Annotated in this window: 21 protein-coding genes, 4 tRNA genes and 1 pseudogene; 18 read left to right on the forward strand and 8 right to left on the reverse strand. The window is 59.1% G+C overall.

The genetic code is table 11. From position 1 onward, the window contains the following. From HX846_RS06500 to mgtE, 8 genes are all read left to right on the forward strand, one after another. The coding region (locus tag HX846_RS06500; protein WP_256739785.1) for a beta-eliminating lyase-related protein at positions 1–324 on the forward strand (324 nt) is incomplete at its 5' end. A gap of 146 nt (positions 325–470) precedes the next feature. Continuing rightward, positions 471–3,089, forward strand: coding sequence for an alanine--tRNA ligase (gene alaS / locus HX846_RS06505; protein ID WP_063027864.1), 2,619 nt, complete (start codon positions 471–473; stop codon positions 3,087–3,089). Between the two features lie 95 nt (positions 3,090–3,184). Further along, on the forward strand, positions 3,185–4,426 hold the full coding sequence (locus HX846_RS06510) for an aspartate kinase (protein ID WP_003214308.1): 1,242 nt from the start codon (positions 3,185–3,187) through the stop codon (positions 4,424–4,426). Positions 4,427–4,612: 186 nt separating this feature from the next. Further along, positions 4,613–4,801 carry a carbon storage regulator CsrA gene (csrA, locus tag HX846_RS06515; RefSeq protein WP_002554426.1) on the forward strand — a complete coding sequence of 63 codons (189 nt, stop codon included), beginning with the start codon at positions 4,613–4,615 and terminating at the stop codon, positions 4,799–4,801. 62 nt (positions 4,802–4,863) lie between these two features. After that, positions 4,864–4,954 (forward strand) — tRNA-Ser (locus HX846_RS06520). A 108-nt stretch (positions 4,955–5,062) separates the two neighbouring features. Continuing rightward, positions 5,063–5,139, forward strand: a tRNA-Arg gene (locus HX846_RS06525). A gap of 72 nt (positions 5,140–5,211) precedes the next feature. Beyond that, positions 5,212–5,288 (forward strand) — tRNA-Arg (locus HX846_RS06530). A gap of 339 nt (positions 5,289–5,627) precedes the next feature. Continuing rightward, positions 5,628–7,070, forward strand: a complete 1,443-nt coding sequence (gene mgtE, locus HX846_RS06535; protein ID WP_003214265.1) for a magnesium transporter — start codon at positions 5,628–5,630, stop codon at positions 7,068–7,070. A 103-nt stretch (positions 7,071–7,173) separates the two neighbouring features. On the opposite strand, the gene HX846_RS06540 is transcribed toward mgtE, so the two are convergent. The 3 genes from HX846_RS06540 to HX846_RS06550 form a co-directional block, all read right to left on the reverse strand. Further along, positions 7,174–7,500 (reverse strand): Arc family DNA-binding protein, encoded by a 327-nt coding sequence (locus tag HX846_RS06540; protein WP_003175643.1) that lies wholly within the window; start codon positions 7,498–7,500, stop codon positions 7,174–7,176. 435 nt (positions 7,501–7,935) lie between these two features. After that, positions 7,936–8,115: a PA3371 family protein gene (locus HX846_RS06545; RefSeq protein ID WP_003214263.1), complete on the reverse strand. Its 180-nt coding sequence runs from the start codon at positions 8,113–8,115 to the stop codon at positions 7,936–7,938. A gap of 20 nt (positions 8,116–8,135) precedes the next feature. Then, on the reverse strand, positions 8,136–8,363 hold the full coding sequence (locus tag HX846_RS06550) for a hypothetical protein (protein WP_102604982.1): 228 nt from the start codon (positions 8,361–8,363) through the stop codon (positions 8,136–8,138). Between the two features lie 336 nt (positions 8,364–8,699). Between HX846_RS06550 and HX846_RS06555 the strand changes: the two genes are divergently transcribed. After that, positions 8,700–8,776, forward strand: a tRNA-Arg gene (locus HX846_RS06555). Positions 8,777–9,118: 342 nt separating this feature from the next. Next, positions 9,119–10,501, forward strand: a complete 1,383-nt coding sequence (locus tag HX846_RS06560) for an MFS transporter (protein WP_008435273.1) — start codon at positions 9,119–9,121, stop codon at positions 10,499–10,501. Between the two features lie 60 nt (positions 10,502–10,561). Here HX846_RS06560 and HX846_RS06565 read toward each other — a convergent pair whose 3' ends face one another. The 4 genes from HX846_RS06565 to flgA form a co-directional block, all read right to left on the reverse strand. After that, positions 10,562–11,311, reverse strand: coding sequence for a flagellar brake protein (locus tag HX846_RS06565; RefSeq protein ID WP_087694479.1), 750 nt, complete (start codon positions 11,309–11,311; stop codon positions 10,562–10,564). A gap of 95 nt (positions 11,312–11,406) precedes the next feature. After that, entirely contained in the window at positions 11,407–11,874 is a 468-nt protein-coding gene (gene flgN, locus HX846_RS06570; RefSeq protein WP_003214256.1) for a flagellar protein FlgN, read from the reverse strand. A 48-nt stretch (positions 11,875–11,922) separates the two neighbouring features. Continuing rightward, a complete protein-coding gene (gene flgM / locus HX846_RS06575; protein WP_003214254.1) occupies positions 11,923–12,246 on the reverse strand; it encodes a flagellar biosynthesis anti-sigma factor FlgM in 324 nt (107 codons plus the stop codon). 142 nt (positions 12,247–12,388) lie between these two features. Beyond that, positions 12,389–13,153: a flagellar basal body P-ring formation chaperone FlgA gene (gene flgA / locus HX846_RS06580; RefSeq protein ID WP_178965164.1), complete on the reverse strand. Its 765-nt coding sequence runs from the start codon at positions 13,151–13,153 to the stop codon at positions 12,389–12,391. Positions 13,154–13,233: 80 nt separating this feature from the next. On the opposite strand from flgA, the gene HX846_RS06585 reads away from it, so the two are divergent. The 6 genes from HX846_RS06585 to flgE all read left to right on the forward strand — a co-directional run bounded on the left by HX846_RS06585 (position 13,234) and on the right by flgE (position 18,234). Continuing rightward, positions 13,234–14,166, forward strand: a complete 933-nt coding sequence (locus HX846_RS06585; RefSeq protein ID WP_003214250.1) for a chemotaxis protein CheV — start codon at positions 13,234–13,236, stop codon at positions 14,164–14,166. Between the two features lie 43 nt (positions 14,167–14,209). Then, complete coding sequence (gene cheR / locus HX846_RS06590; protein WP_003214248.1) at positions 14,210–15,037, forward strand: protein-glutamate O-methyltransferase CheR; 828 nt, start codon at positions 14,210–14,212, stop codon at positions 15,035–15,037. 234 nt (positions 15,038–15,271) lie between these two features. Continuing rightward, complete coding sequence (flgB, locus tag HX846_RS06595; RefSeq protein WP_003214246.1) at positions 15,272–15,679, forward strand: flagellar basal body rod protein FlgB; 408 nt, start codon at positions 15,272–15,274, stop codon at positions 15,677–15,679. A gap of 3 nt (positions 15,680–15,682) precedes the next feature. Further along, the gene (gene flgC, locus HX846_RS06600; protein ID WP_003214244.1) at positions 15,683–16,135 is read left to right on the forward strand and encodes a flagellar basal body rod protein FlgC; all 453 of its coding nucleotides are present in this window, start codon (positions 15,683–15,685) and stop codon (positions 16,133–16,135) included. Positions 16,136–16,151: 16 nt separating this feature from the next. Continuing rightward, positions 16,152–16,880, forward strand: a complete 729-nt coding sequence (gene flgD, locus HX846_RS06605) for a flagellar hook assembly protein FlgD (RefSeq protein WP_003214242.1) — start codon at positions 16,152–16,154, stop codon at positions 16,878–16,880. 31 nt (positions 16,881–16,911) lie between these two features. Continuing rightward, positions 16,912–18,234: a flagellar hook protein FlgE gene (gene flgE, locus HX846_RS06610; RefSeq protein ID WP_087694478.1), complete on the forward strand. Its 1,323-nt coding sequence runs from the start codon at positions 16,912–16,914 to the stop codon at positions 18,232–18,234. 363 nt (positions 18,235–18,597) lie between these two features. Here flgE and HX846_RS06615 read toward each other — a convergent pair whose 3' ends face one another. Further along, positions 18,598–21,495, reverse strand: a complete 2,898-nt coding sequence (locus tag HX846_RS06615) for a ribonucleoside-diphosphate reductase subunit alpha (RefSeq protein ID WP_008435294.1) — start codon at positions 21,493–21,495, stop codon at positions 18,598–18,600. An 804-nt stretch (positions 21,496–22,299) separates the two neighbouring features. Here HX846_RS06615 and HX846_RS06620 point away from each other — a divergent pair. Both HX846_RS06620 and HX846_RS06625 read left to right on the forward strand, forming a co-directional pair. Then, entirely contained in the window at positions 22,300–23,025 is a 726-nt protein-coding gene (locus HX846_RS06620; RefSeq protein ID WP_178965163.1) for a response regulator, read from the forward strand. Beyond that, positions 23,022–23,869: pseudogene (locus HX846_RS06625) on the forward strand (two-component sensor histidine kinase); the annotation flags it as partial. The gene HX846_RS06620 and the pseudogene HX846_RS06625, both read left to right, overlap by 4 nt.

A 23,869-nucleotide genomic window follows, 5' to 3' on the forward strand; every position in this document is an offset into this window, starting at 1 on the left:
GGCGGCATGCGCCAGGCCGGTTCGCTGGCGGCGGCGGGGCTGTACGCCCTGGATCACCAGGTGCAGCGCCTGGCCGACGACCACGCCAACGCCCAATGGCTGGGGGATGAACTGCGCAAGGCGGGTTATACGGTGGAGCCGGTGCAGACCAATATGGTCTACGTGGATATCGGTGATCGAGCCCAGGCCTTGAAGGCGTTTGCTGCCGAGCGCGGGATCAAGTTGAGCGCGGCGCCTCGCCTGCGCATGGTCACGCACCTGGACGTCAGCCGGGCGCAGATCGAGCAAGTGCTCGCGACATTTGTCGAGTTTTCCCGGAAATGACAGTGCAGACCGTCTAATTGACTGTTTCTATCACATAAACACGCTGTACCACGGGCAAAGGGCCGATATAATGCGGCCCTTTGCCGTCGCTCCGTCTGATGACGTTTAGCACTGGCCTTTGGCCGCAGCCTCCGTGGAAGAACCTAATGAAAAGCGCAGAAATCCGTGAAGCCTTCCTTCGCTTCTTCGAAGAGCAAGGTCACACCCGTGTCGCCTCCAGCTCCTTGATCCCAGGCAATGACCCAACCCTGCTGTTCACCAACGCGGGGATGAACCAGTTCAAGGACTGCTTCCTGGGCCAGGAAAAGCGCGCCTACACCCGCGCCACCAGCAGCCAGAAGTGCGTACGCGCCGGCGGCAAGAACAGCGACCTGGAAAACGTGGGCTACACCGCCCGCCACCACACATTCTTCGAGATGCTGGGTAACTTCAGCTTCGGCGACTATTTCAAGAAAGACGCGATCACCTTTGCCTGGACCTTTCTGACCGGCGTGCTGAAGCTGCCGAAGGAAAAACTCTGGGTGACCGTCTACGCCACCGATGACGAAGCCTACGACATCTGGACCCAGCAAATCGGGGTGCCAGTCGAGCGCATGATTCGCATCGGCGACAACAAGGGCGCGCCTTACGCGTCCGACAACTTCTGGACCATGGGCGATACCGGCCCGTGCGGCCCGTGCACCGAGATTTTCTACGATCACGGCGCCGACATCTGGGGTGGCCCACCGGGCTCGCCGGAAGAAGACGGCGACCGCTACATCGAAATCTGGAACAACGTGTTCATGCAGTTCAACCGCACCGCCGATGGCGTGTTGCATCCGTTGCCAGCGCCGTCGGTGGACACCGGCATGGGCCTGGAGCGGATCAGTGCGGTGATGCAGCACGTTCACTCCAACTACGAGATCGACCTGTTCACCAACCTGCTGAGCGCTTCGGCCGCGGCCATTGGCTGTGCCAACGACAACCAGTCGTCGCTCAAGGTGGTGTCGGATCACATCCGTTCCTGCGGCTTCCTGATCGCCGATGGCGTGCTGCCGTCGAACGAAGGCCGTGGCTATGTGCTGCGCCGCATCATCCGTCGCGCCTGCCGTCACGGTAACAAGCTGGGCGCCACCGGCAGCTTCTTCTACAAGATCGTTGCCGCGCTGGTGGCCGAGATGGGCGATGCCTTCCCGGAACTCAAGCAGCAGCAAGCCAACATCGAGCGCGTGCTCAAGGCTGAAGAAGAGCAGTTCTCCAAGACCCTGGAGCACGGCCTGAAGATCCTCGAGCAGGACCTGGCGGAGCTCAAGGGCACCGTGGTGCCGGGCGACGTCGTGTTCAAGCTGTACGACACCTACGGTTTCCCGATGGACCTGACCGCCGACATCGCCCGCGAACGCGAGCTGACCATCGACGAGGCCGGGTTTGAGCGTGAGATGGAAGCCCAGCGCGTCCGTGCCCGTTCCGCCAGCTCCTTTGGCCTGGACTACAACACCCTGGTAAAGGTGGATGTGGCGACTTCGTTCATTGGTTACGAAGCCACCGTTGGCTCGGCCAAGATCGTGGCTATCTATAAGGACGGCAAGTCGGTTGACGTGCTGAACGAAGGTGACGAGGGCGTTGTGGTCCTCGACCAGACCCCGTTCTACGCTGAATCCGGTGGCCAGGTTGGCGACTGTGGTTTCCTGAGCTCCACCTCCGGTCGTTTTGAAGTGCGCGACACCACCAAGACCGGCGGTGCGTTCCTGCATCACGGCGTGCTGGTGCTGGGCAACCTGACCGTCGGCGCGCCGGTGGACACTCAGGTAGATGCCGACGTACGGCATGCAACTGCCTTGAACCATTCTGCCACTCACTTGCTGCACGCTGCGTTGCGTCAGGTGCTGGGTGAGCATGTGCAACAGAAGGGTTCGTTGGTCGATAGCCAGCGCCTGCGTTTTGACTTCAGTCATTTCGAGGCGATCAAGCCTGAGCAGTTGAAGGCCCTGGAAGACATCGTCAACGCCGAGATTCGCAAGAACACCCCGGTGGAAACCGAAGAAACCGATATCGAGACCGCCAAGCAAAAAGGCGCCATGGCGCTGTTTGGCGAGAAGTACGGCGACGAAGTGCGCGTATTGAGCATGGGCGGCAGCTTCTCGGTGGAGCTGTGTGGTGGTATTCACGCCAGCCGTACCGGCGACATCGGCCTGCTGAAAATCATCAGCGAAGGCGGCGTGGCTTCCGGCGTACGTCGTATTGAAGCGATCACCGGTGCTGCGGCCCTGGCCTACCTCAATGCGGCAGAAGAACAACTCAAGGAAGCGGCCGGCCTGGTCAAGGGCAGCCGCGACAACCTGATCGACAAGCTCTCCGGCGTACTGGAGCGCAACCGTCAGCTGGAGAAACAGCTGGAGCAGTTGCAGGCCAAGGCGGCCAGCGCGGCGGGCGACGATCTGTCGGCTTCCGCCCTGGACGTCAAGGGTGTGAAAGTGCTGGCCGTACGCCTGGACGGTCAGGACGGCAAGGCGCTGTTGGCCTTGGTCGATCAGTTGAAGAACAAGCTCGGCCGCGCAGTGATCCTGCTCGGCAGTGTCCATGAGGAGAAGGTCGTTCTGGTTGCCGGTGTAACCAAGGACCTGACTGGCCAACTCAAGGCCGGTGATTTGATGAAGCAAGCCGCTGCGGCAGTGGGCGGGAAGGGCGGTGGTCGTCCGGACATGGCGCAAGGCGGTGGTGTTGACGCCGGCGCCCTGGACGCGGCCCTGGCCCTGACCGTGCCGTTTGTCGAGGCAGGTATTTAAGACGCTGTTAATGAGCCCGTGGTCTAGTCGCGGGCTCAGTCAGTGCTGGTTGATTGAATAACAGGCGCCCCTTTACGGGCTGAGGCGGCTTAGAAATGGCTTTGATCGTACAGAAATTTGGAGGCACCTCGGTCGGCTCTGTCGAAAGAATCGAGCAGGTCGCCGACAAGGTTAAGAAATTCCGCGATGCCGGCGATGACCTGGTGGTGGTGCTGTCGGCCATGAGCGGCGAGACCAATCGCCTGATCGATCTGGCCAAGCAAATCAGTGGCGATCAGCAACCGGTTCCCCGTGAACTGGACGTGATCATTTCCACCGGTGAGCAGGTGACCATCGCATTGCTGGCCATGGCGCTGAACAAGCGTGGTGTGCCGGCGGTGTCCTACACTGGCAACCAGGTCCGCATTCTTACGGATAGCGCGCACACTAAAGCCCGCATCCTGCAGATTGATGACCAGAAGATTCGCGCTGACCTGAAAGCCGGTCGTGTGGTCGTTGTCGCCGGTTTCCAGGGCGTCGACGAGCACGGCAACATCACCACCCTCGGTCGTGGCGGTTCCGACACCACTGGCGTGGCCCTGGCGGCAGCCCTGAAGGCTGACGAATGCCAGATCTACACCGATGTGGATGGCGTCTACACCACCGACCCGCGGGTCGTGTCCGTGGCCCAGCGCCTGGACAAGATCACCTTCGAAGAGATGCTGGAAATGGCCAGCCTCGGTTCCAAGGTGTTGCAGATCCGTGCCGTTGAGTTTGCCGGCAAGTACAACGTTCCGCTGCGCGTACTGCACAGCTTCAAGGAGGGTCCGGGCACCCTCATTACTATTGATGAAGAGGAATCCATGGAACAGCCGATCATTTCCGGTATCGCTTTCAACCGTGATGAAGCCAAGCTGACTATCCGTGGCGTGCCAGACACCCCGGGCGTGGCTTTCAAGATCCTGGGCCCTATCAGTGGGGCGAACATCGAAGTCGACATGATCGTGCAGAACGTTTCGCACGATAACACCACCGATTTCACTTTCACCGTGCACCGCAACGAGTACGATGCGGCGGAGCGGATCCTGCAGAACACTGCGAAGGAAATCGGCGCCCGTGAAGTGGTCGGCGATACGAAGATTGCCAAGGTGTCGATCGTGGGTGTGGGCATGCGTTCCCATGCGGGTGTTGCCAGCCGCATGTTCGAAGCCCTGGCCAAGGAAAGCATCAACATCCAGATGATCTCCACATCGGAAATCAAGGTGTCGGTGGTGATCGAAGAGAAGTACCTGGAACTGGCTGTACGCGCACTGCATACCGCTTTTGAGCTGGACGCTCCGGCCCGACAGGGCGAGTGATGCGTTGCCAGGAAGGCGCGGTTATCCGCGCCTTTCATTTTTTTGCCGGGTGTGTGGTTAAGACCTGTTCTTTTACCTGCGCTCGACAATACTTAGGCGTGTAGGGCTATGGCCATTTGGTTGTAGGTCGAATGCCTTTTTTTTGCAGACTGTTGTTCCCGAAATGAAATGCGTGAGGAGAAAGGTATGCTGATTCTGACTCGTCGATGCGCAGAAAGCCTGATTATTGGTGATGGCGAAATCACCGTGACCGTGCTCGGCGTCAAAGGCAATCAAGTGCGTATCGGGGTTAACGCTCCGAAAGAGGTGGCTGTCCACCGCGAGGAAATCTACCTGCGGATCAAGAAAGAGAAGGACGAAGAACCAAGCCATTAATTTTTATCGTTTTTTATGTTTGCAAACGGGGATGAAGCTGGTTAATATACGCCCCGTGTTGCGGAGAGCTGGCCGAGTGGCCGAAGGCGCTCCCCTGCTAAGGGAGTACACCTCAAAAGGGTGTCGGGGGTTCGAATCCCCCGTTCTCCGCCATTATTTGCTTAGTACGTTGCAATCTGGTTTTTTCGCTAAGTTGTTGAAACTAAACGAAAAAATAGCTTTACATAGAGATTGAACGGCCTATAATGCGCGGCAACAAATGCACTCGTAGCTCAGCTGGATAGAGTACTCGGCTACGAACCGAGCGGTCACAGGTTCGAATCCTGTCGAGTGCACCATTTAAGAGTTAGTTGCAGCAATGCAGGTAACTTGGCTTCAACCAGTTGTGATCTGGTCTAAAAACACAATCTGCACTCGTAGCTCAGCTGGATAGAGTACTCGGCTACGAACCGAGCGGTCACAGGTTCGAATCCTGTCGAGTGCACCAAACAACAAAAAGCCCGCCTAGTGCGGGCTTTTTGCCGTCTGGGGTTTTTATTTCCCGGGGCGCCTTTTTCTCCCGCCCATGTGTTTTCCTCTCAAGCTGCGTCGTCGCAGTTCATATGTGTAGCCAATGCTCAGCTTTGTGTCGCAAGCGCTTGTTCTTTCCAGTTTTTTGACGTTAAACGCGGCCGCCCGGTGTATCATTGCGCCCGTCAGCCCCGCCGGGGCTTGTGGAACACCTCCATGGACTTACCCAGTAGTTACTCAGTACCCCGTTTTACCAATCATGAATTGACTGATTGATCCTTCCGGCGTGCCCCGCTGCTGGGAGTGGAGTTCGCCTATGACCGAAGTTGAAGTAAAGAAAACACAAGAAAGCCTGCAGGATCGCCTGGCTCAAGTCGTCGAGCTGCTGCAGCGCCAGCGCGTGGTCGAAGACCTGACGCATCGCCAGGAAGGCGCGAACAATGACCGGGTCGAGAACCTGGTCCACCGGCAAAACCTTGTCGAGCTGCAACGCAAGCTCGATGACCTGCACTCCGCCGACGTTGCCTACATCCTCGAAGCCTTGCCGCTGAATGACCGCCTGACCCTTTGGCAGTTGGTCAAGGCTGACCGCGACGGCGACATCCTCCTCGAAGTATCCGACTCCGTCCGTGAAACCCTGATCGCCGACATGGACGATCACGAGCTCCTGGCGGCCGCCAAGGACATGGATGCCGACGAACTCGCTGACCTGGCTTCCGAGCTGCCGCGTGACGTCGTCCATGAGCTGATGGAAACCCTCGATGGCCAGCAGCGCGAGCGTGTGCGCTCGGCGTTGTCCTACGACGAGGAGCAGGTCGGTGCGTTGATGGACTTCGAGATGGTCACCATCCGCGAAGACGTCAGCCTGGAAGTGGTTCTGCGCTACCTGCGCCGGTTGAAAGAGCTGCCAGGCCACACCGACAAGCTGTTCGTGGTCGACTACGAAGGGATCCTCAAGGGCGTACTGCCGATCAAGCGCCTGCTGGTCAATGATCCGGACAAGAAAGTCGCGGACGTCATGGCCAGTGACCCGGTGAGTTTCCATCCGGACGAAGACGCTTACGACGCGGCCCAGGCGTTTGAGCGTTATGACTTGATCTCGGCCCCGGTGGTCGACAAGAACGGCAAGCTGATCGGCCGTCTGACCATCGATGAAATGGTCGACCTGATTCGTGAGGAGAGCGAAAGCGAAGTCCTCAACATGGCCGGTCTGCGGGAAGAAGAGGATATTTTTGCGTCGGTCTGGAAATCCCTGCGTAACCGCTGGGCCTGGCTGGCGGTGAATTTGATTACCGCGTTTATTGCTTCACGGGTGATCGGCCTGTTTGAAGGCTCCATCGAGAAGCTCGTGGCCCTGGCTGCACTGATGCCGATTGTGGCGGGTATTGGCGGTAACTCGGGTAACCAGACCATCACCATGATCGTCCGCGCCATGGCGCTGGATCAGGTGGGGACCGGGCATGGCAAGCGTTTGATGCGCAAGGAGCTTGCGGTCGCGCTGATCAACGGCCTGGTGTGGGGCGGTGTCATCGGTATCGTGGCGTACCTGCTGTATGGCAGCTGGTCGCTCGGCGTGGTCATGACGGCGGCCATGACGCTTAACCTGCTGCTGGCAGCGTTGATGGGGGTTCTGATTCCAATGACCCTGGTGCGCCTTGGACGAGACCCGGCGATGGGCGCCAGTGTGATGATCACGGCCATGACCGACAGTGGTGGCTTCTTCATCTTCCTGGGCCTGGCAACCATCTTCCTGCTTTGATCCTTTCCATGGATCGGGGGCATTTGCCCCTTGATCCTTTCCTGACCAAATCCCGGGCAAAAAAAAGCCAGCGCATGGCTGGCTTTCAGCTTTCAGTTGCCAATCAGTTGGCTTCTGCAGCTGCCTCAACGTCGTGGGCGATCAGCGAGACGAGAGCATTTTGCTGGCGGTGGGAGAGCTGACGAAAACGCTGCAGCAGTTCGCGTTCGTGCAGTGACAGCTCGGGGCTGTCCAGGCGCATGCTCAGCTCGTCGCCCAGCGCACCTTCCTGAATCAGGCTTTGTTCCAGGCGTGCGATGATTTCAGAGTTCATGCTGCGGTGATGATTGCGAGCCACCTCGGCAATGCGTTCCCGCATTCCGTCTGGCAGACGTACGACGAACTTGTCAGCCGTACGGCTGGAATAAATTGCCTGTTTCAATGGGCGCATATATTTAACCGGTTAGTTCAGGGGAGCGGTTTTTGGAATTGGCCGCAAGATGCATGTTAGGACAAGGTTTGCTGCCAAATGTTCAACCTGAATTGCAAAGAGGCCGCATCATGCCTCAGATTTGCCAGTTCCTTGGCGTCAATTCTGTGACAAATATTGAACCGGCTACCGGCTTTATGCCAGTACTCATTTCAAAATTTGCGGACTGGTTGGAAAACTTTCCGCGGGCGCACCCAAATGAGTGTTGAGCCCGCAGACCCTGGGCGCAAAAGGCTTTTCGGGCGCACATCCTATAGCAATATGGCCTTTTGCCCTTAACTTTAAGATTAGTGGCAAATTGCCAATTTACGAATGCGGAGCGACATATGGTCGGCTGTCCGGACGGACAAGCCGAGGCGTGGCAGCGATTTTAGCGAGGGCGACGAGCGGGGGGATTCAGCGCAGTACGGGATCGAATTTGATGCGGCGACCAATGAAGACTGCCAATACCCACAGGCTGCCAAACACGCCGGCGGCGACGAAGGAGACTGTCTGTACGTCTTGCGACAATACGTTCAGGCCGAGGCCGGCGGCGGCCAGTGCCAGGGTCAGAAACAGCCAGGCGGACTTGTTCATGGAATGCTCCGGTAAGCGGTTCAGAAAACCCAGTGTTCAGCGGCAGGAGCAGCTTGAGTGCCCTGGGTCAGTTGCAGTGGGGATTGCATGTTCGGCTTCATGACAGCCAGTTGCGGGCGCTGTTGCAGGTGATGGGGAATCGCCTGGCTGACCTGCGCGGCGTCGTCGGAAGTGGTGGACTGAAAATGGAACATCACCAGCGCAGCCAGTGCAACGGTATTGAGGGCTAGTAGAAGTGCGCTGTTCATGTGCATGTTCTCCGCAGATGGCTGGGCCGGACTGTATTTGTAGGATAAAGGATTGCAGGTGTCGTGCCAGTCTTTAATTGACAATAAATCCTTTAAAATCAAACATTTATATAGTGTCCAGATTGCCATGCTGTTGCAATTTGCAATGATGGCATTTTGGGGGGGTGCATTTTGCACGATGGTCAGAACCGTCCGTAATCGTTGAGCGCAATACCACCGGCTGTCACTGGCATGGGCCTACACTCAAAAAGCCAACGGACGACATGACAAAATTCACCTGCGCCGTTAACATGCACGCCGTCCGTCGCCGTGCCCATCGCCGGTTGGCTGTCATTAGTCCCAGTAGCTCAATTGGATAGAGCATCCCCCTCCTAAGGGGAAGGTTGGCCGTTCGAACCGGCCCTGGGACACCACTTCACCGTTGCTGCCCATGCGGCCTCGACGTCCGCAAGCCCCGATCAGATTTATCTGGCGGGGCTTTTTTGTGGCCGGGCGTTTGAGTGCGGCAGTCTTTTCAAACACCAACCGAACCTTGCCCGCGTTTGAGGTTCACACGGGAGGCAAGAGCGGGGCGGCGCAAGTATTCGTCTGCATCCTGTACCTCGCGGGTGACTGGCGAGCGTCTGACACGTAGCCAATTGGCATGAGCAAAATATTCCCCGGCAACCGCATGTTTTGGCTGTCCGGACCCGACGACCCGGGACTATCATTCCGGTAGTCCTGACACCCACAGCAAGGAGCCGCTCGGAACGCCGATGCGCCAGATCTGGAAACCTTTTCGAGCCCTTTATTTTGCTTCCCTGATGATGCTGATCGGCTCTGGCCTGCTCAGTACTTACCTGGCCTTGCGCCTGGCGGCAGATCACGTCGACAGCCTGTGGGTCGGTGCGTTGATGGCCGCCAACTATTTTGGCCTGGTGTTGGGGGGCAAGATAGGTCACCGCCTGATTGGCCGCGTCGGGCATATCCGGGCCTACGCCACCTGTGCCGGGATCGTCGGCGCGGCGGTGTTGGGCCACGGGCTGATCAACTGGCTGCCAGCCTGGATTGTGCTGCGGATGATTGTCGGCCTGGGCATGATGTGCCAGTACATGGTCATCGAGAGCTGGCTTAACGAACAAGCTGAGGCCAAGCAACGCGGTGCGGTGTTCAGCGGCTATATGATCGCCTCGTACCTGGGCCTGGTGCTGGGCCAGTTGATCCTTGTGATGCACCCGCAGTTGGGGCTTGAGTTGCTGATGCTGGTCGCGCTGTGTTTTGCGCTGTGCCTGGTGCCGGTGGCCATGACTCGCCGCATTCACCCGGCGCCGCTGCATCCGGCACCGATGGAGCCGCGCTTCTTTATCAAGCGGGTGCCGCAGTCCCTCAGTACGGTGTTGGGGGCCGGGCTGATCGTCGGCTCGTTCTACGGTTTGGCGCCGCTGTACGCGTCTCAGCAAGGGCTGACCACCGAGCAGGTCGGCCTGTTCATGGGTAGCTGCATTTTCGCCGGGCTGCTGGTGCAGTGGCCATTGGGCTGGCTGTCCGATCGATATGACCGCGCGCTGTTGATTCGCTGTTTCGCCTTGTGCCTGGCGGTGGCCGCGTTGCCGTTGGCGATCATGACCCAGGTACCACTGGAAGTGCTGTTCGTCGCGGGCTTTCTCTGTTCCCTGGTGCAGTTCTGCCTGTACCCGCTGGCTGTGGCGTTTTCCAACGACCACGTCGAGGGCGATCGCCGGGTGTCGCTCACTGCGATGTTGCTGGTGACCTACGGCATCGGCGCCAGTGTCGGCCCGCTGTTGGCCGGTGTGGTGATGAAGCTGTTCGGCAGCCATATGCTGTATGCGTTTTTCAGCGTGTGCGGATTGATCCTGGTGTGGCGCATCCGGCCCAAGGCGGTCACCAACCTGCATCAGGTGGACGACGCACCGCTGCATCACGTGGCGATGCCCGACAGCATGTCCAGCTCGCCCCTGGTAGCATGCCTCGATCCGCGAGTGGACGAACAGGTGGTGCAGGACCAGATGCAGACCGCCGTTGTGGATCCCGAGCCGGAAGTCGATCCCGAACTGGATCAGCCGGAGCCTGTCACCGAGCCACCAGAGCATCCGGACCCGGATGATCACCCACACGACTTGAGCAGGGCGCGCCCCTGAAAGCAAAAACGGGCAGCCCCCTTGAGGGACTGCCCGTTTTTTTGTCGCGACCTTTATTGTTTAAAGGTCGTCGTCCTTGTCAAACCGGCGCGCTTCACGCTGCAGTTGATACACAAACCGCTCGACCTGGCGCTGCACCAGCCCGCTCATGTTATGAAAACGTAGGCCGGCGAAGGTGGTGTTGATCCTTTCTTCGAAGTGCAGGTAACGCAGTTCTACCGAGGTGGTCATGCTGCCAAAGGGTAGCGCGGCGATAAATCGGTCGTAGACCTGGCCCAGTTGCAGGCGCTCGGAAATATCCCCTTCGAAGCGCAATTTGCAGCCGGTGGCGGAAATATCCAGCAACTTGCCGCTGATGGGGGCCTTGAGTTTGTCGCCGCCCAGTTCGACGCTCACCAGTTGCGCCAGCTTCAACGCCGCGCGGAAGGCGTTGCGACGCTGATGGTAAATCACCTCGCCAGGCATGCTGCCGCGGTAAATACGGTGGCCGCCGGCTTCATCGAGGGTCAGGGTGCCGTTGCTTTCCCAGGCTACCCGCACCCCCTCGTGAAAACCTTCGATCCGGAAAGCTTCGCCATTCTCGAGGTAGCGTTCGCCGTCGCGCGGGACCATTTCGTCCAGGGCCAGTGTCTTGCTGTCCCGGTCGATTTCCACCAGGTAGCTTTGAAACCGCTGGTTGCGTTCATGGAAGGTGATGATCAGCGGATCATGGCTTTCTTGCAGCATCCGCAAGGTGCCAGCGATTTCCAGCGGCGTGGTGAGTACCTTGGGTGGCTGCGGAGCATCTTCCGCGTTAAGGGCGTTGAACACGGTTCTTCCATCTCCAGACAAAATACGACTACACGCAAGTGCTGTCATTTTGCCAGTATGTGGCGCGACTTGGATAGGGCGCGCTCAAACTGGTTTCAGGCTTGGCTGCGGGTGCTTGGCTTGGCCAGGCGTGAGGTGGAGCCTTGAGCGTTGTAGAGAGCCGGAGGCTCGCCGCCGTGGAGGATACGCAACTGATTGGCGGTCGTGGCTTGCTGAAGCTGGATGGCCTGGCCGTTGAGGAGGTTGGTTTCCTGGCACAGGGTCAGCAACTGGTTGAGTTCTTTGCTCTGGGCCAGCAACTGGTCGCCCACCGTGGAGTGGCTGGCGAGTTGTTCCAGGCCCTTGTGGTCGGCCGTGAGGCCCAGGCTGATCAGAATCTGGCTGCGCTTCTTGCCGTGCTGTTCCAGCAGGACGATCAGCGATTGCTTGCGCGCCAGGATTTCTTCCAGCATGCGCATGTCCCGGCCGTACAGGGCCAGTGATTCTTCTCGAAGGAGCTCCAGCAGCTGCTGTGCGGGAGGCAGGTCTTCAATGATCAGTTGTAGCAAGTTTTCGTCGTGCATGGCTGGCCTTGGGGTTTAAGCGTCCAAAAGCCTGGCGCAGGCCTTTGCCTAGCGCTCGGCTTCGAAGTTAAGCAGTTTGCTGGCTACACGGTTGCTGTCGACCTTATAGCTGCCATCGGCAATCGCCTGTTTCAATTCGGCCACACGGGCTTTATTGACAACTGGCTGATCGCTCAGCGAGTCAGTGACCTTCTGCAACTGTTGAGCCTCATTGCTCAGGTGTACCGATTCCCCGCTTTGGCTCGCACCGGCCTGTTCTGTCTTGGCAGGCAGAGGCTGGGACTTGGCTTCAACGCTGTCTTTGGCACCGTTGGTGCGCGAAGAACCGGGCGTTGGCAGGGCGTTATTCAAACGACTGAAATCGATGACCATGTTAAAAAAACCTCTGGGTATTTGGACGCTTGCCATGTTTTCGGCCATACCCGGACAAACTTTAGGCTCGATTGACAATAAACCTATGCGCGATGCCGCTTTGCGCACAGTGTAGGAAAAGCTGGCGTCCGATGCCAGTGATCTATAAAGCCACCTCAACCTGCCCCGGCGCAGTCACCCGGGCCTTGATCACGCGGTTGGAATTCAGGTTCTTGACGCGAATCTGTTCACTCATGCCGCCGTTGGACAGGGCTTCCCCCGGCATTTTTACATTCAGGCCACCGCTGCTGGCGGAAATCACCACCTGGTCACCTTTGCGCACGACTTCGGCCTGCTCGAGATGGACCAGGGTAATCACCTGGTCGGCGACCATTGGTCGGGTAAGTTTCTGCCCGAGTGCCTGGTCAAGGGACGTGAGGTAGCTCTGGGTGATCATGCTGATGTCGCGCTCGCGCATCGCGACGTCATCATAACCAATGATTCCGGTACGTTTCAGCGGGCGCATCACCACCACCACTTCGCGAAACAGTTTGACCTGGGCCGGCACGAACACCGTCCAGGGCGAGGCGCCTTCGCAGCGCACTTTCACGGTCACGCGCCCGATGGGCTGGGCGGGGCTTTCCAGGGAAGCTGTCAATTCTCTGTCGCACATGGGCATGCGCAGGCGCGGATCCAGCTGGTTGACCTGGATTTCGTAGCGGCCCGGTGTCTGCGTCGTGGCCAGATAATCTTCTACAGTGAACTCAAGAAAGCCTTGAGTGACGCCGATAAGCAGATCAGGCAAGGTGACGTTATCGGCGCGGGCCGGCTGGCCCGTAGCCAAGGCAAGCAACGCCATCGAGACGCAGAGCAATCTGCGGTACTGTGGGGATCGGAGGCGTCGGGAAACTGTCGTTTTGATGTCCATGGCCAATAAAAAAGCAAAGCTCGTGCCGTTTAGTGTTGGGTACGCGTCGTACCCCTAAGTTTTAGCGTAGGAGTCTGGGCATGGCCGGTGTAATGGATTCAGTGAACCAGCGCACACAGCTGGTGGGGCAGAATCGCCTGGAGTTGCTGTTGTTCCGTCTGGACGGCAAGCAGCTGTACGGGATTAATGTCTTCAAGGTTCGCGAAGTGCTGCAGTGTCCCAAGCTGACAATAATGCCCAAGTCCAGCCCGGTGGTTTGCGGTGTGGCCAACATTCGTGGCGCGACCATCCCGATTCTTGACCTGGCAATGGCCACCGGTTCGGCGGGGTTGCAGGACCGCGAGAGCCCGTTCGTGATCATTACCGAGTACAACACCAAGACCCAGGGTTTCCTGGTGCGCTCGGTGGAGCGCATCGTCAACATGAACTGGGAAGAGATCCATCCGCCGCCCAAGGGCACCGGTCGCGATCACTACCTCACGGCGGTGACGCGGGTCGACAACCAGTTGGTGGAAATCATCGACGTGGAGAAAATCCTCGCCGAAGTGGCCCCGACCTCCGAGGCGATATCGGTGGGCGTGGTAGACGCCGAAACCGCGCACAAGGCGATCTCGCTGCGGGTGCTGACGGTGGACGACTCTTCGGTCGCGCGCAAGCAGGTGTCCCGTTGCCTGCAGACCGTTGGGGTCGAAGTGGTCGCGCTCAATGACGGTCGCCAGGCCCTGGATTACCTGCGCAAGCTGGTGGATGAGGGCAAGAAGCCGGAAGAAGAATTCCTGATGATGATCTCCGACATCGAGATGCCGGAAATGGACGGCTACACCCTCACGGCCGAGATACGCAACGACCCACGCATGCAAAAACTACATATCATCCTGCATACTTCGTTGTCGGGTGTATTCAATCAGGCGATGGTCAAGAAGGTCGGTGCCGATGACTTCCTGGCCAAATTTCGCCCTGATGACCTGGCATCCCGGGTAGTCGACCGGATCAAGGCAGCAGATCACGGCTAGGGGCCTTTTCCCTGGCGGTCACACGATTTAAGAGGCGGTATCATTGTCTACGGGTAATTTGGATTTCGAACAGTTCCGGGTCTTCCTGGAAAAGGCCTGTGGCATATTGCTCGGTGAAAACAAGCAGTACCTGGTATCCAGCCGTCTCAACAAACTGATGGAGCAGCAAGGCATCAAGTCCCTCGGGGAGTTGGTGCAACGGATCCAGGGCCAGCCACGCAGCGGGCTCAAGGAGATGGTGGTCGACGCCATGACCACCAACGAAACCTTGTGGTTTCGCGATACCTATCCGTTTGAAGTGCTCAAGAACAAGGTGCTGCCCGAGGCGATCAAGGCCGCTCCCGGCCAGCGTCTGCGCATCTGGTCGGCGGCCTGTTCGTCGGGACAGGAACCGTATTCGATTTCGATGGCCATCGACGAGTTCGAGCGGACCAACATGGGCCAGTTGAAGGCCGGGGCGCAAATCGTGGCCACGGATTTGTCCGGCACCATGCTCACCAACTGCAAGACCGGCGAGTACGACAGCCTGGCACTGGGGCGCGGGTTGTCCCAGGAGCGCTTGCAGCGTTTCTTCGATCCCAAGGGGGCAGGGCGTTGGGCGGTCAAGGCGCCGATCAAGAGCCGGGTGGAGTTTCGTTCGTTCAACCTGCTGGACAGTTATGCCAGCCTGGGCAAGTTCGACATGGTGTTTTGCCGCAACGTGCTGATCTACTTCTCGGCCGAGGTGAAGAAAGACATTCTGTTGCGCATCCACGGCACCCTCAAGCGTGGCGGTTATCTGTTCCTGGGGGCTTCCGAGGCGCTGAACGGTTTGCCGGATCATTACCAGATGGTGCAGTGCAGTCCTGGAATCATTTACCAGGCCAAGTGATGAGTGCTTGGACAAAAAGGGAGGCCTGCACAGGCCTCCCTTTTTTTATGGCCGCAAAGCGGCAAGCCCTCATTGCCGCTTTACTGGCGTTTCGCGGAAACCCTTTGCCGCTTTTCTGGCATTGCCGCCGGCAATTCCCTCGCAAACCCTTGATTTACGGGGCTCAAGCAACTTGGCATGGCCCTTGCTAAATCCTTGTTACGAAAAGCAGGTCAGCCCCTAAAGGTTTCCGCCATGAGCATCAGCTTCGATAAAGCGCTCGGTATCCACGAACAAGCACTGGGCTTTCGCGCCCAGCGTGCCGAAGTCCTGGCCAACAATATCGCCAACGCCGACACCCCGAACTACAAGGCTCGGGACCTGGACTTCTCTGCCGTGCTCGCCGCCCAGCAAGACAAGACCAAGAACGGCACCTTCGCCCTGAACATGACCAACAGCCGTCATATCGAGGCGCAAGGCCTGGGCAATGGTGACGAGTCGCTGCTGTATCGCACGCCGATGCAACCGTCGATCGACCAGAACACCGTGGACGCCCAGTTGGAGCAATCGGCCTACGCCGAGAACTCAGTGAACTTCCAGGCCAGCTTCACCCTGCTCAACAGCAAATTCAAAGGGCTGATGTCAGCCCTGCGTGGAGAATAAGCCATGTCCCTCGCCAGTGTTTTCAATATTGCCGGTAGTGGCATGAGTGCGCAGACCACGCGCCTCAACACCGTCGCCAGTAACATCGCCAACGCCGAGACCGTGTCTTCGAGCATCGACCAGACCTACCGCGCCCGGCACCCGGTGTTCGCCACCATGTTCCAGGGCGGCCAGGGCGGCCAGAGTGGCAGCGGCGATTCGCTGTTCCAGAACCAGGATGCCGCAGGCCAGGGCGTGCAGGTGCTCGGTGTGGTCGAAGACCAGAGCAACCTCGAAGCCCGCTACGAGCCGAACCACCCTGCCGCGAACGAAAAAGGGTACGTGTACTACCCCAACGTCAACGTGGTCGAGGAAATGGCCGACATGATTTCCGCCAGCCGCTCGTTCCAGACCAACGCGGAAATGATGAACACCGCCAAAACCATGATGCAGAAGGTCCTGACCCTGGGTCAGTGATAAGGGGCGCCAAATAATGGCCATTGTTGATAACAGTTCGACGAACACGGCAGTCCAGGACCTTTTTAACTCCAAGGTCAAGACGGCGACAGATAACACCAGCGTCGGTGACGCCGCCAAGTCGGCGACGGGCAACCAGGCGATGGGCAAGGACGCGTTCCTGCAATTGCTGGTGACCCAGCTGAAAAACCAGGACCCGCTGTCGCCCCAGGACAATGGCGCGTTCGTCGCACAGTTGGCGCAGTTCAGCAGTCTGGAAGGCATCAACAACCTGAATGACTCGGTGAATGCGATTTCCAGCAACTTCAGCTCCTCCCAGGCGCTGCAGGCTTCGTCGCTGGTGGGGCGTTCGGTCATCACCCAGACCGACAAGGCGATGGTGGATACCAGCAAGAGCATGACCGGTTCCGTGGCGGTGACGGCGGCGACGGGCAACGTCTCCGTCAAGATCACCGACAAGGATGGCAACGTCGTTCGCACCATCGACATGGGCGCCCAGAGCGCCGGCAACTCCAGCTTCGTCTGGGACGGCAAGACCGATGCGGGTGAGACGGCGCCACCCGGCACCTACACCTTCAATGCCACCACCAAGAATGACAAGGGTGACTCGGTGGCCCTCGCCACCTCGCTGCCGGCAACGGTGACCAGCGTAACCCTGGGCACGAACGGCGCTGAAATGGTGCTGAACCTGGCGGGCGGCCTGGGCAGTATCAAGCTGTCGCAAATTCAGACTATCGGTACATAGAGCCGGCTAAATACGGCAAAAGGAGAGAACAATGTCTTTTAACATCGGCCTTAGCGGCCTCTATGCGGCCAACAAACAACTGGACGTGACGGGCAACAACATCGCCAACGTCGCGACCACCGGCTTCAAGTCCTCCCGTGCGGAATTCGCGGATATCTACGCGGCTTCCAAGCTGGGTACCGGCCAGAACAGCGTCGGCAACGGCGTGAACCTGGCGGCCGTGTCCCAGCAGTTCACCCAGGGTGACGTCAACAACAGCGGCGGCACGCTCGACATGGCGATCCAGGGCGGCGGCTTCTTCGTGCAGAAGGGCAGCGACGGTTCGCTGGAATACACCCGCAACGGTGCGTTCCGGGCCGACAAGGACGGCTACATCACCAACAACACCGGCACCTCGCGCCTGCAAGGCTACGCAGCGGATGCCGATGGCAACATCCAGAAGGGCGGCTTGACCGACCTGCAGCTCAACCTGTCGTACCTGCCGCCGAAGGCTTCGAGCAAGGTGGATTCCACCAGTAACCTGAACTCCTCCGAGACGGCGATCGACCAGACGGCGCACCCGTTTGATCCGACCAAATCGGACAGCTTCACCACTCAATATTCCACCACGCTCTACGATACGCAGGGCAACGCGCATCCGATGGTGCAGTACCTGGTGAAGACCGACTCCAACACCTGGAAGTCCTACACCCTGATCGATGGGCGCAACCCTGACGGCTCGCCGATCAGCGGCACCGGTACTGACGTGAAGGCGCCAGTCGCCTCGACGCTGTCGTTTGACACCTCCGGCAAGCTGACCGGGATCGTTACCCCGCCAGCCACCGCTTCCAATACCACCCTGACCATTTCCGACTGGAAGCCGGGCGGCCTGGTCAATGGTGTCTGGACGCCTAATGGTGCGGCCGCCAACGCAGACGGCGTGGCCGTCAACATGGGGAACATCACCCAGTACAACTCCGCCACCTACCGCAACCCGCCGACCACCGATGGCTACGCCACCGGGCAAATCACCGGGCTGAAAATCGACGGCAGCGGCGTACTGTTCGCCACGTTCAGCAACCAGCAGAGCAAGGCCATCGGCCAGATCTCCCTGGCCAGCTTCAACAACGAGCAGGGCCTGCAGCCAGCCGGCGGCACCACCTGGAAAGAAACCTTCGCGTCGGGCCAGCCGGGTTTTGATACCCCGCAAGTCGGTACCCTGGGTTCGATCGTGGCCAACTCCCTGGAGAACTCCAACGTCAACCTGACCAACGAGCTGGTGGACCTGATCAAGGCCCAGAGCAACTATCAGGCGAACGCCAAGACCATCTCCACCCAAAGCACCATCATGCAGACCATCATTCAGATGACCTGATGTTGTCGCTTTAACTCGCTTTACCGAAAAGCCCCTCGCGTGAGGGGCTTTTTTTTGGACGTTCAGATAACGCCTATAGGCGGGGGCGTCACAGGCGGATACACGGCTGTCGGAACGGTACAAGGCCAGCCGGGCGATATCTGGAGCGGATTCAGTCAGGGCCCTGGCGGCAACTGCATCACTGTTTCAGCGATAAAAGCCGCCATGATGCACGTCGGCCAGAAGCCCACCGATGTTTTCAAGGAGGTGAAATACGTGCGCGAATCGCGACGGTGTTGTTCCAGGCAAAAGAAAACCCCCGATACGCCGTAGGCCTATCGGGGGTTTTCAACCTTGGGTGGTTAGACCCAGGGTGTGCTCAGCTTATTGGCAAGCTTCGCAATCCGGCTCGTCGATCGCGCAGGCTTTAGGCACTGGCGCCGGGCCGGCAGGTGCGGCGAGAACCGAATCATCACCGTGGTTGCCGCCGCTGGAAACAGCGTTCAGCTTGCCGGTGTTGATGGTCGACTTCTCGGTGCTGGTGGCAGCCAGGGCACGGAGGTAGTAAGTGGTTTTCAGGCCACGGTACCAGGCCATGCGGTAGGTCACGTCGAGCTTCTTGCCCGATGCGCCGGCGATGTACAGGTTCAGCGACTGAGCCTGGTCGATCCACTTCTGGCGACGGCTGGCGGCGTCGACGATCCACTTGGTGTCCACTTCGAAGGCAGTCGCGTAGAGCTCTTTGAGTTCTTGCGGGATGCGCTCGATCTGCTGCACCGAACCGTCGTAGTACTTCAGGTCGTTGATCATGACCGAGTCCCACAGGCCACGGGCTTTCAGGTCGCGAACCAGGTACGGGTTGATCACGGTGAATTCGCCCGACAGGTTCGATTTCACATACAGGTTCTGGTAGGTCGGTTCGATCGACTGCGACACGCCAGTGATGTTGGCGATGGTGGCGGTCGGTGCGATGGCCATGATGTTGGAGTTACGAATGCCTTTCTGCACACGGGCACGTACCGGCGCCCAGTCCAGGGATTCGTTCAGGTCAACGTCGATGTACTTCTGGCCACGTTGCTCGATCAGGATTTGTTGCGAATCCAGCGGCAAGATGCCTTTGGACCACAGCGAACCCTGGAACGTCTCGTAGGCGCCACGCTCGTCGGCCAGGTCGCAGGAAGCCTGGATCGCGTAGTAGCTGACCGCTTCCATGGACTTGTCGGCGAACTCGACTGCAGCGTCCGAACCGTAAGGAATGTGCTGCAGGTACAGCGCGTCCTGGAAGCCCATGATGCCCAGGCCGACCGGACGGTGCTTGAAGTTGGAGTTCTGCGCCTGGGGTACCGAGTAGTAGTTGATGTCGATAACGTTATCGAGCATGCGAACGGCGGTGTTCACGGTGCGTTCCAGCTTGGCGGTGTCCAGCTTGCCGTTGACGATGTGGTTCGGCAGGTTGATCGAGCCCAGGTTGCAAACGGCGATCTCGTCCTTGTTGGTGTTCAAGGTGATCTCGGTGCACAGGTTCGAGCTGTGGACCACGCCCACGTGCTGCTGCGGGCTGCGCAGGTTGCACGGGTCTTTGAAGGTCAGCCATGGGTGGCCGGTTTCAAACAGCATGGAGAGCATTTTGCGCCACAGGTCTTTGGCCTGGATGGTCTTGAACAGCTTGACCTTGCCCGGGTATTCGGTGAGGGCTTCGTAGTACTCGTAGCGCTCTTCGAAAGCCTTGCCGGTCAGGTCGTGCAGGTCCGGTACTTCGGATGGCGAGAACAGGGTCCACTTGCCGTCATCGAAGACGCGCTTCATGAACAGGTCAGGGATCCAGTTGGCGGTGTTCATGTCGTGGGTACGACGACGGTCATCACCGGTGTTCTTGCGCAGCTCGATGAACTCTTCGATGTCCATGTGCCAGGTTTCCAGGTAGGCACATACAGCGCCCTTGCGCTTGCCACCCTGGTTCACGGCTACGGCGGTGTCGTTCACTACTTTGAGGAACGGTACAACGCCCTGGGACTTGCCGTTGGTGCCCTTGATGTACGAACCCAGTGCACGCACCGGGGTCCAGTCGTTACCCAGGCCGCCAGCGAATTTGGACAGCATGGCGTTGTCGTGGATCGCGTGGTAGATGCCCGACAGGTCATCCGGCACGGTGGTCAGGTAGCAGCTGGACAGCTGTGGACGCAGGGTACCGGCGTTGAACAGGGTCGGGGTCGACGACATGTAGTCGAAGGACGACAACAGGTTGTAGAACTCGATGGCACGGTCTTCTTTCTGCTTCTCTTCGATCGCCAGGCCCATGGCCACGCGCATGAAGAACACTTGCGGCAGTTCGAAGCGGATCCCGTCCTTGTGGATGAAGTAACGGTCGTACAGGGTTTGCAGGCCCAGGTAAGTGAACTGCTGGTCGCGCTCGTGGTTGATCGCCTTGCCGAGTTTTTCCAGGTCGAAGGTGGCCAGGATCGGGTTCAGCAATTCGAATTCGATACCCTTGGCGATGTAGGCCGGCAGGGCCTTGGCGTACAGGTCGGCCATCTCGTGGTGGGTGGCGCTGTCGGCGACTTTCAGGAAGCCCAGGCCTTCGGCACGCAGGGTGTCCATCAGCAGGCGCGCGGTGACGAACGAGTAGTTCGGCTCACGCTCGACCAGGGTACGGGCGGTCATCACCAGTGCGGTGTTGACGTCGGTCAGGGCCACGCCGTCGTACAGGTTTTTCAGGGTTTCGCGCTGGATCAGGTCGCCATCGACTTCTTCCAGGCCTTCGCAGGCCTCGGTGATGATGGTGTTCAGGCGGCCCAGGTCCAGCGGTGCAAACGTACCGTCGGCCAGAGTGATGCGGATCGACGGGTGAGCTTGTACGGCAGCTTCTTCGGCCGGGGAACGTACGGCACGTTCCTTGGCGCGCGAGTCACGGTAGATCACGTAGTCGCGGGCGACTTTCTGCTCGCCGGCACGCATCAGGGCCAGTTCGACCTGGTCCTGGATTTCTTCGATGTGAATGGTGCCGCCCGATGGCATGCGACGCTTGAAGGTTGCGGTGACCTGTTCGGTCAGGCGGGCAACGGTGTCGTGGATGCGCGACGAGGCAGCAGCGGTGCCGCCTTCAACTGCAAGAAACGCTTTGGTGATCGCGACGGTGATTTTGTCATCGGTGTAAGGAACGACAGTGCCGTTACGCTTGATCACGCGCAATTGGCCGGGCGCGGTGGCGGACAGATCCAGGTTCGAATCAGCGGCCTGCGGCACGGAGCCCTGCGGGTTCTCGCGAGTTGTGTCGGTTTGCATGGGGGGTTGTCTCCACATTCTATATTTATTTGGGCACCATCACGGTGCCCACCGTTCCGTCCTGAAGCACTTACAACAGGCCAGGGGCCTGGCATAACAACTTCGGGACAGGAGGAAGGGAGCTGTTCGCGCCGCTTCCATGCCGAAGTCTTCGGTTACAAGCCTTGGGGCTCTTTACCGTATTCCTGGTGGGTGACAGTTTCGTACTGCAACACCCGTACCGTTTTCGCCTGATCGGGGCAGAAAACGGCTGCCATCCGCGTGCGCGGTTTGGTCTTCTGAAAAAGGCTTAAGTTCACCAAACAGGAGCAAGAAAGAGCTTGAGTTTCTTGTCTGATTTGTGTTTGGTCTTTTCGCTGAAAACCCTACATGTAGGGTTTTTTTGGCGACGACCTACAAGATAATGCGTTTTGGGGGGCTTAGCAACGGACTACCTGTGGATAACGCTGTGGGTAAAATGTGTATGAAACGTGGAATGGCCGTGTAGGCCGCAGTACTGCTGCATTGCGCCGTTTGTCACCGAATATTCCGAGGTAAAAACAACCGGTTGGATTTTTGCGGGCGCGAACCCTATCACAAAAAAACACGATGTCCGAACCCATTTGCGCGCTTGTGGCAGAGGGCCTGCCCGTTGCTACAATCGGCGGTTATCCATACAGTTTATGCCTCGCCTACATGACAACTGTAGGAGAGGGCTTGCCCGCGAAGGACGTCAACGATGACGCTGGAAACCTGAATAAACGCGGCGCCCTCGAGTTTTCTCGGGCAAACCCGCCCCTACAATAATTAGAACCGAGGTAACGCATGGAGCAAGAAGCCTGGCAGGTATTGATTGTCGAGGACGACGAGCGACTGGCCGAGTTGACCCGTGACTACCTGGAGAGCAACGGCTTGCGGGTGTCGGTGGAAGGCAATGGCGCCCTCGCGGCGGCGCGGATCATCGCCGAGCAGCCGGACCTGGTGATCCTCGACCTGATGTTGCCCGGTGAAGACGGCCTGAGCATTTGCCGCAAGGTGCGCGAGCGCTACGACGGGGTGATCCTGATGCTCACCGCGCGCACCGACGACATGGACCAGGTGCTAGGCCTGGACATGGGCGCCGACGATTACGTGTGCAAACCCGTGCGTCCACGCCTGTTGCTGGCACGCATCCAGGCCCTGCTGCGGCGCAGCGAAAGCGTCGAGCCGGCACTCCCCGAAAAACAGCGGCGCCTGCAATTCGGCCCGCTGTTGGTGGACAACGCCCTGCGTGAAGCCTGGCTGCATGAGGGCGGCATCGAACTGACCAGCGCCGAATTCGACCTGCTGTGGCTGCTGGTGGTGAATGCCGGGCGGATCCTGTCCCGGGAAGAAATCTTCACCGCCTTGCGCGGTATTGGCTATGACGGCCAGGACCGCTCCATCGACGTGCGCATCTCGCGCATCCGCCCGAAAATCGGCGACGACCCGATCCACCCACGCCTGATCAAGACCATTCGCAGCAAAGGCTACCTGTTCGTCCCCGAAGCCGCGGCTGACCTGACGCCGTGAACTCAATCTTCCTGCGCATCTACGGCGGCATGTGCGCGGCGCTGATTCTGGTGGCGTTGCTTGGCGTACTGGCCTTGCACCTGCTCAATGAAGTGCGCAGCGGCCAGTACCGCGAGCGCCTGGCCCACGGCACCTTCGCGCTGATGGGCGACAACCTGCAACCCATGAGTGCCATCGAGCGCCGCCGCGCCCTGGCAGTGTGGGAGCGCTTGCTGGGTATCCCGCTGCAATTGCAGACCGTGGCCGAGGCGCACCTGGACCTGACCCAGCGTACCCGTCTGCAACGCGGCCAGGTGTTGGTGGAGCAAACCGGGCCTCACGCGGCCAGGGTGCTGCGCTTGGTCAGTGACCAGGAGCAACTGTTGCTGACCGGTGAAGTGCAGCAAATCAGCGAACAACTGGCCCGCGCGACGATTTACCTGCTGGCCGATGAGCTGGTGCGTTTCCCGGTGGCGGAGCAACCGCAGAAACTCGCAGACCTGAAGGAAGCCAAGGGCTTTGGTTTCGAGATGCACCTGGTGATGCTCAATCAGGCTGATATGGACGAAGACCAGCGCCGCCGCGTGTCCGAAGGCGATACCGTGATGGCCCTGGGCAAGGGCGGGGATTCGATCCGGGTATTTGCCGGCATGGTCGGCACGCCGTGGGTCCTGGAAATCGGCCCGCTGTATCAGATGAATCCGTACCCGGCGCAATGGCTGATCCTGATTGCGCTGATCAGCCTGACCTTGATCGGCTTGATCGTCTATTTATTGGTGCGCCAGCTGGAGCGGCGTCTGAGTGGCCTGGAAGCCGCCGCCACGCGCATCGCCAAAGGCAGCCTTGAAGTGCGGGTGCCGGCCCG

Origin of the sequence: Pseudomonas sp. K5002 (genome assembly GCF_013386655.1) — a bacterium.
Taxonomy (GTDB): Bacteria; Pseudomonadota; Gammaproteobacteria; order Pseudomonadales; family Pseudomonadaceae; genus Aquipseudomonas.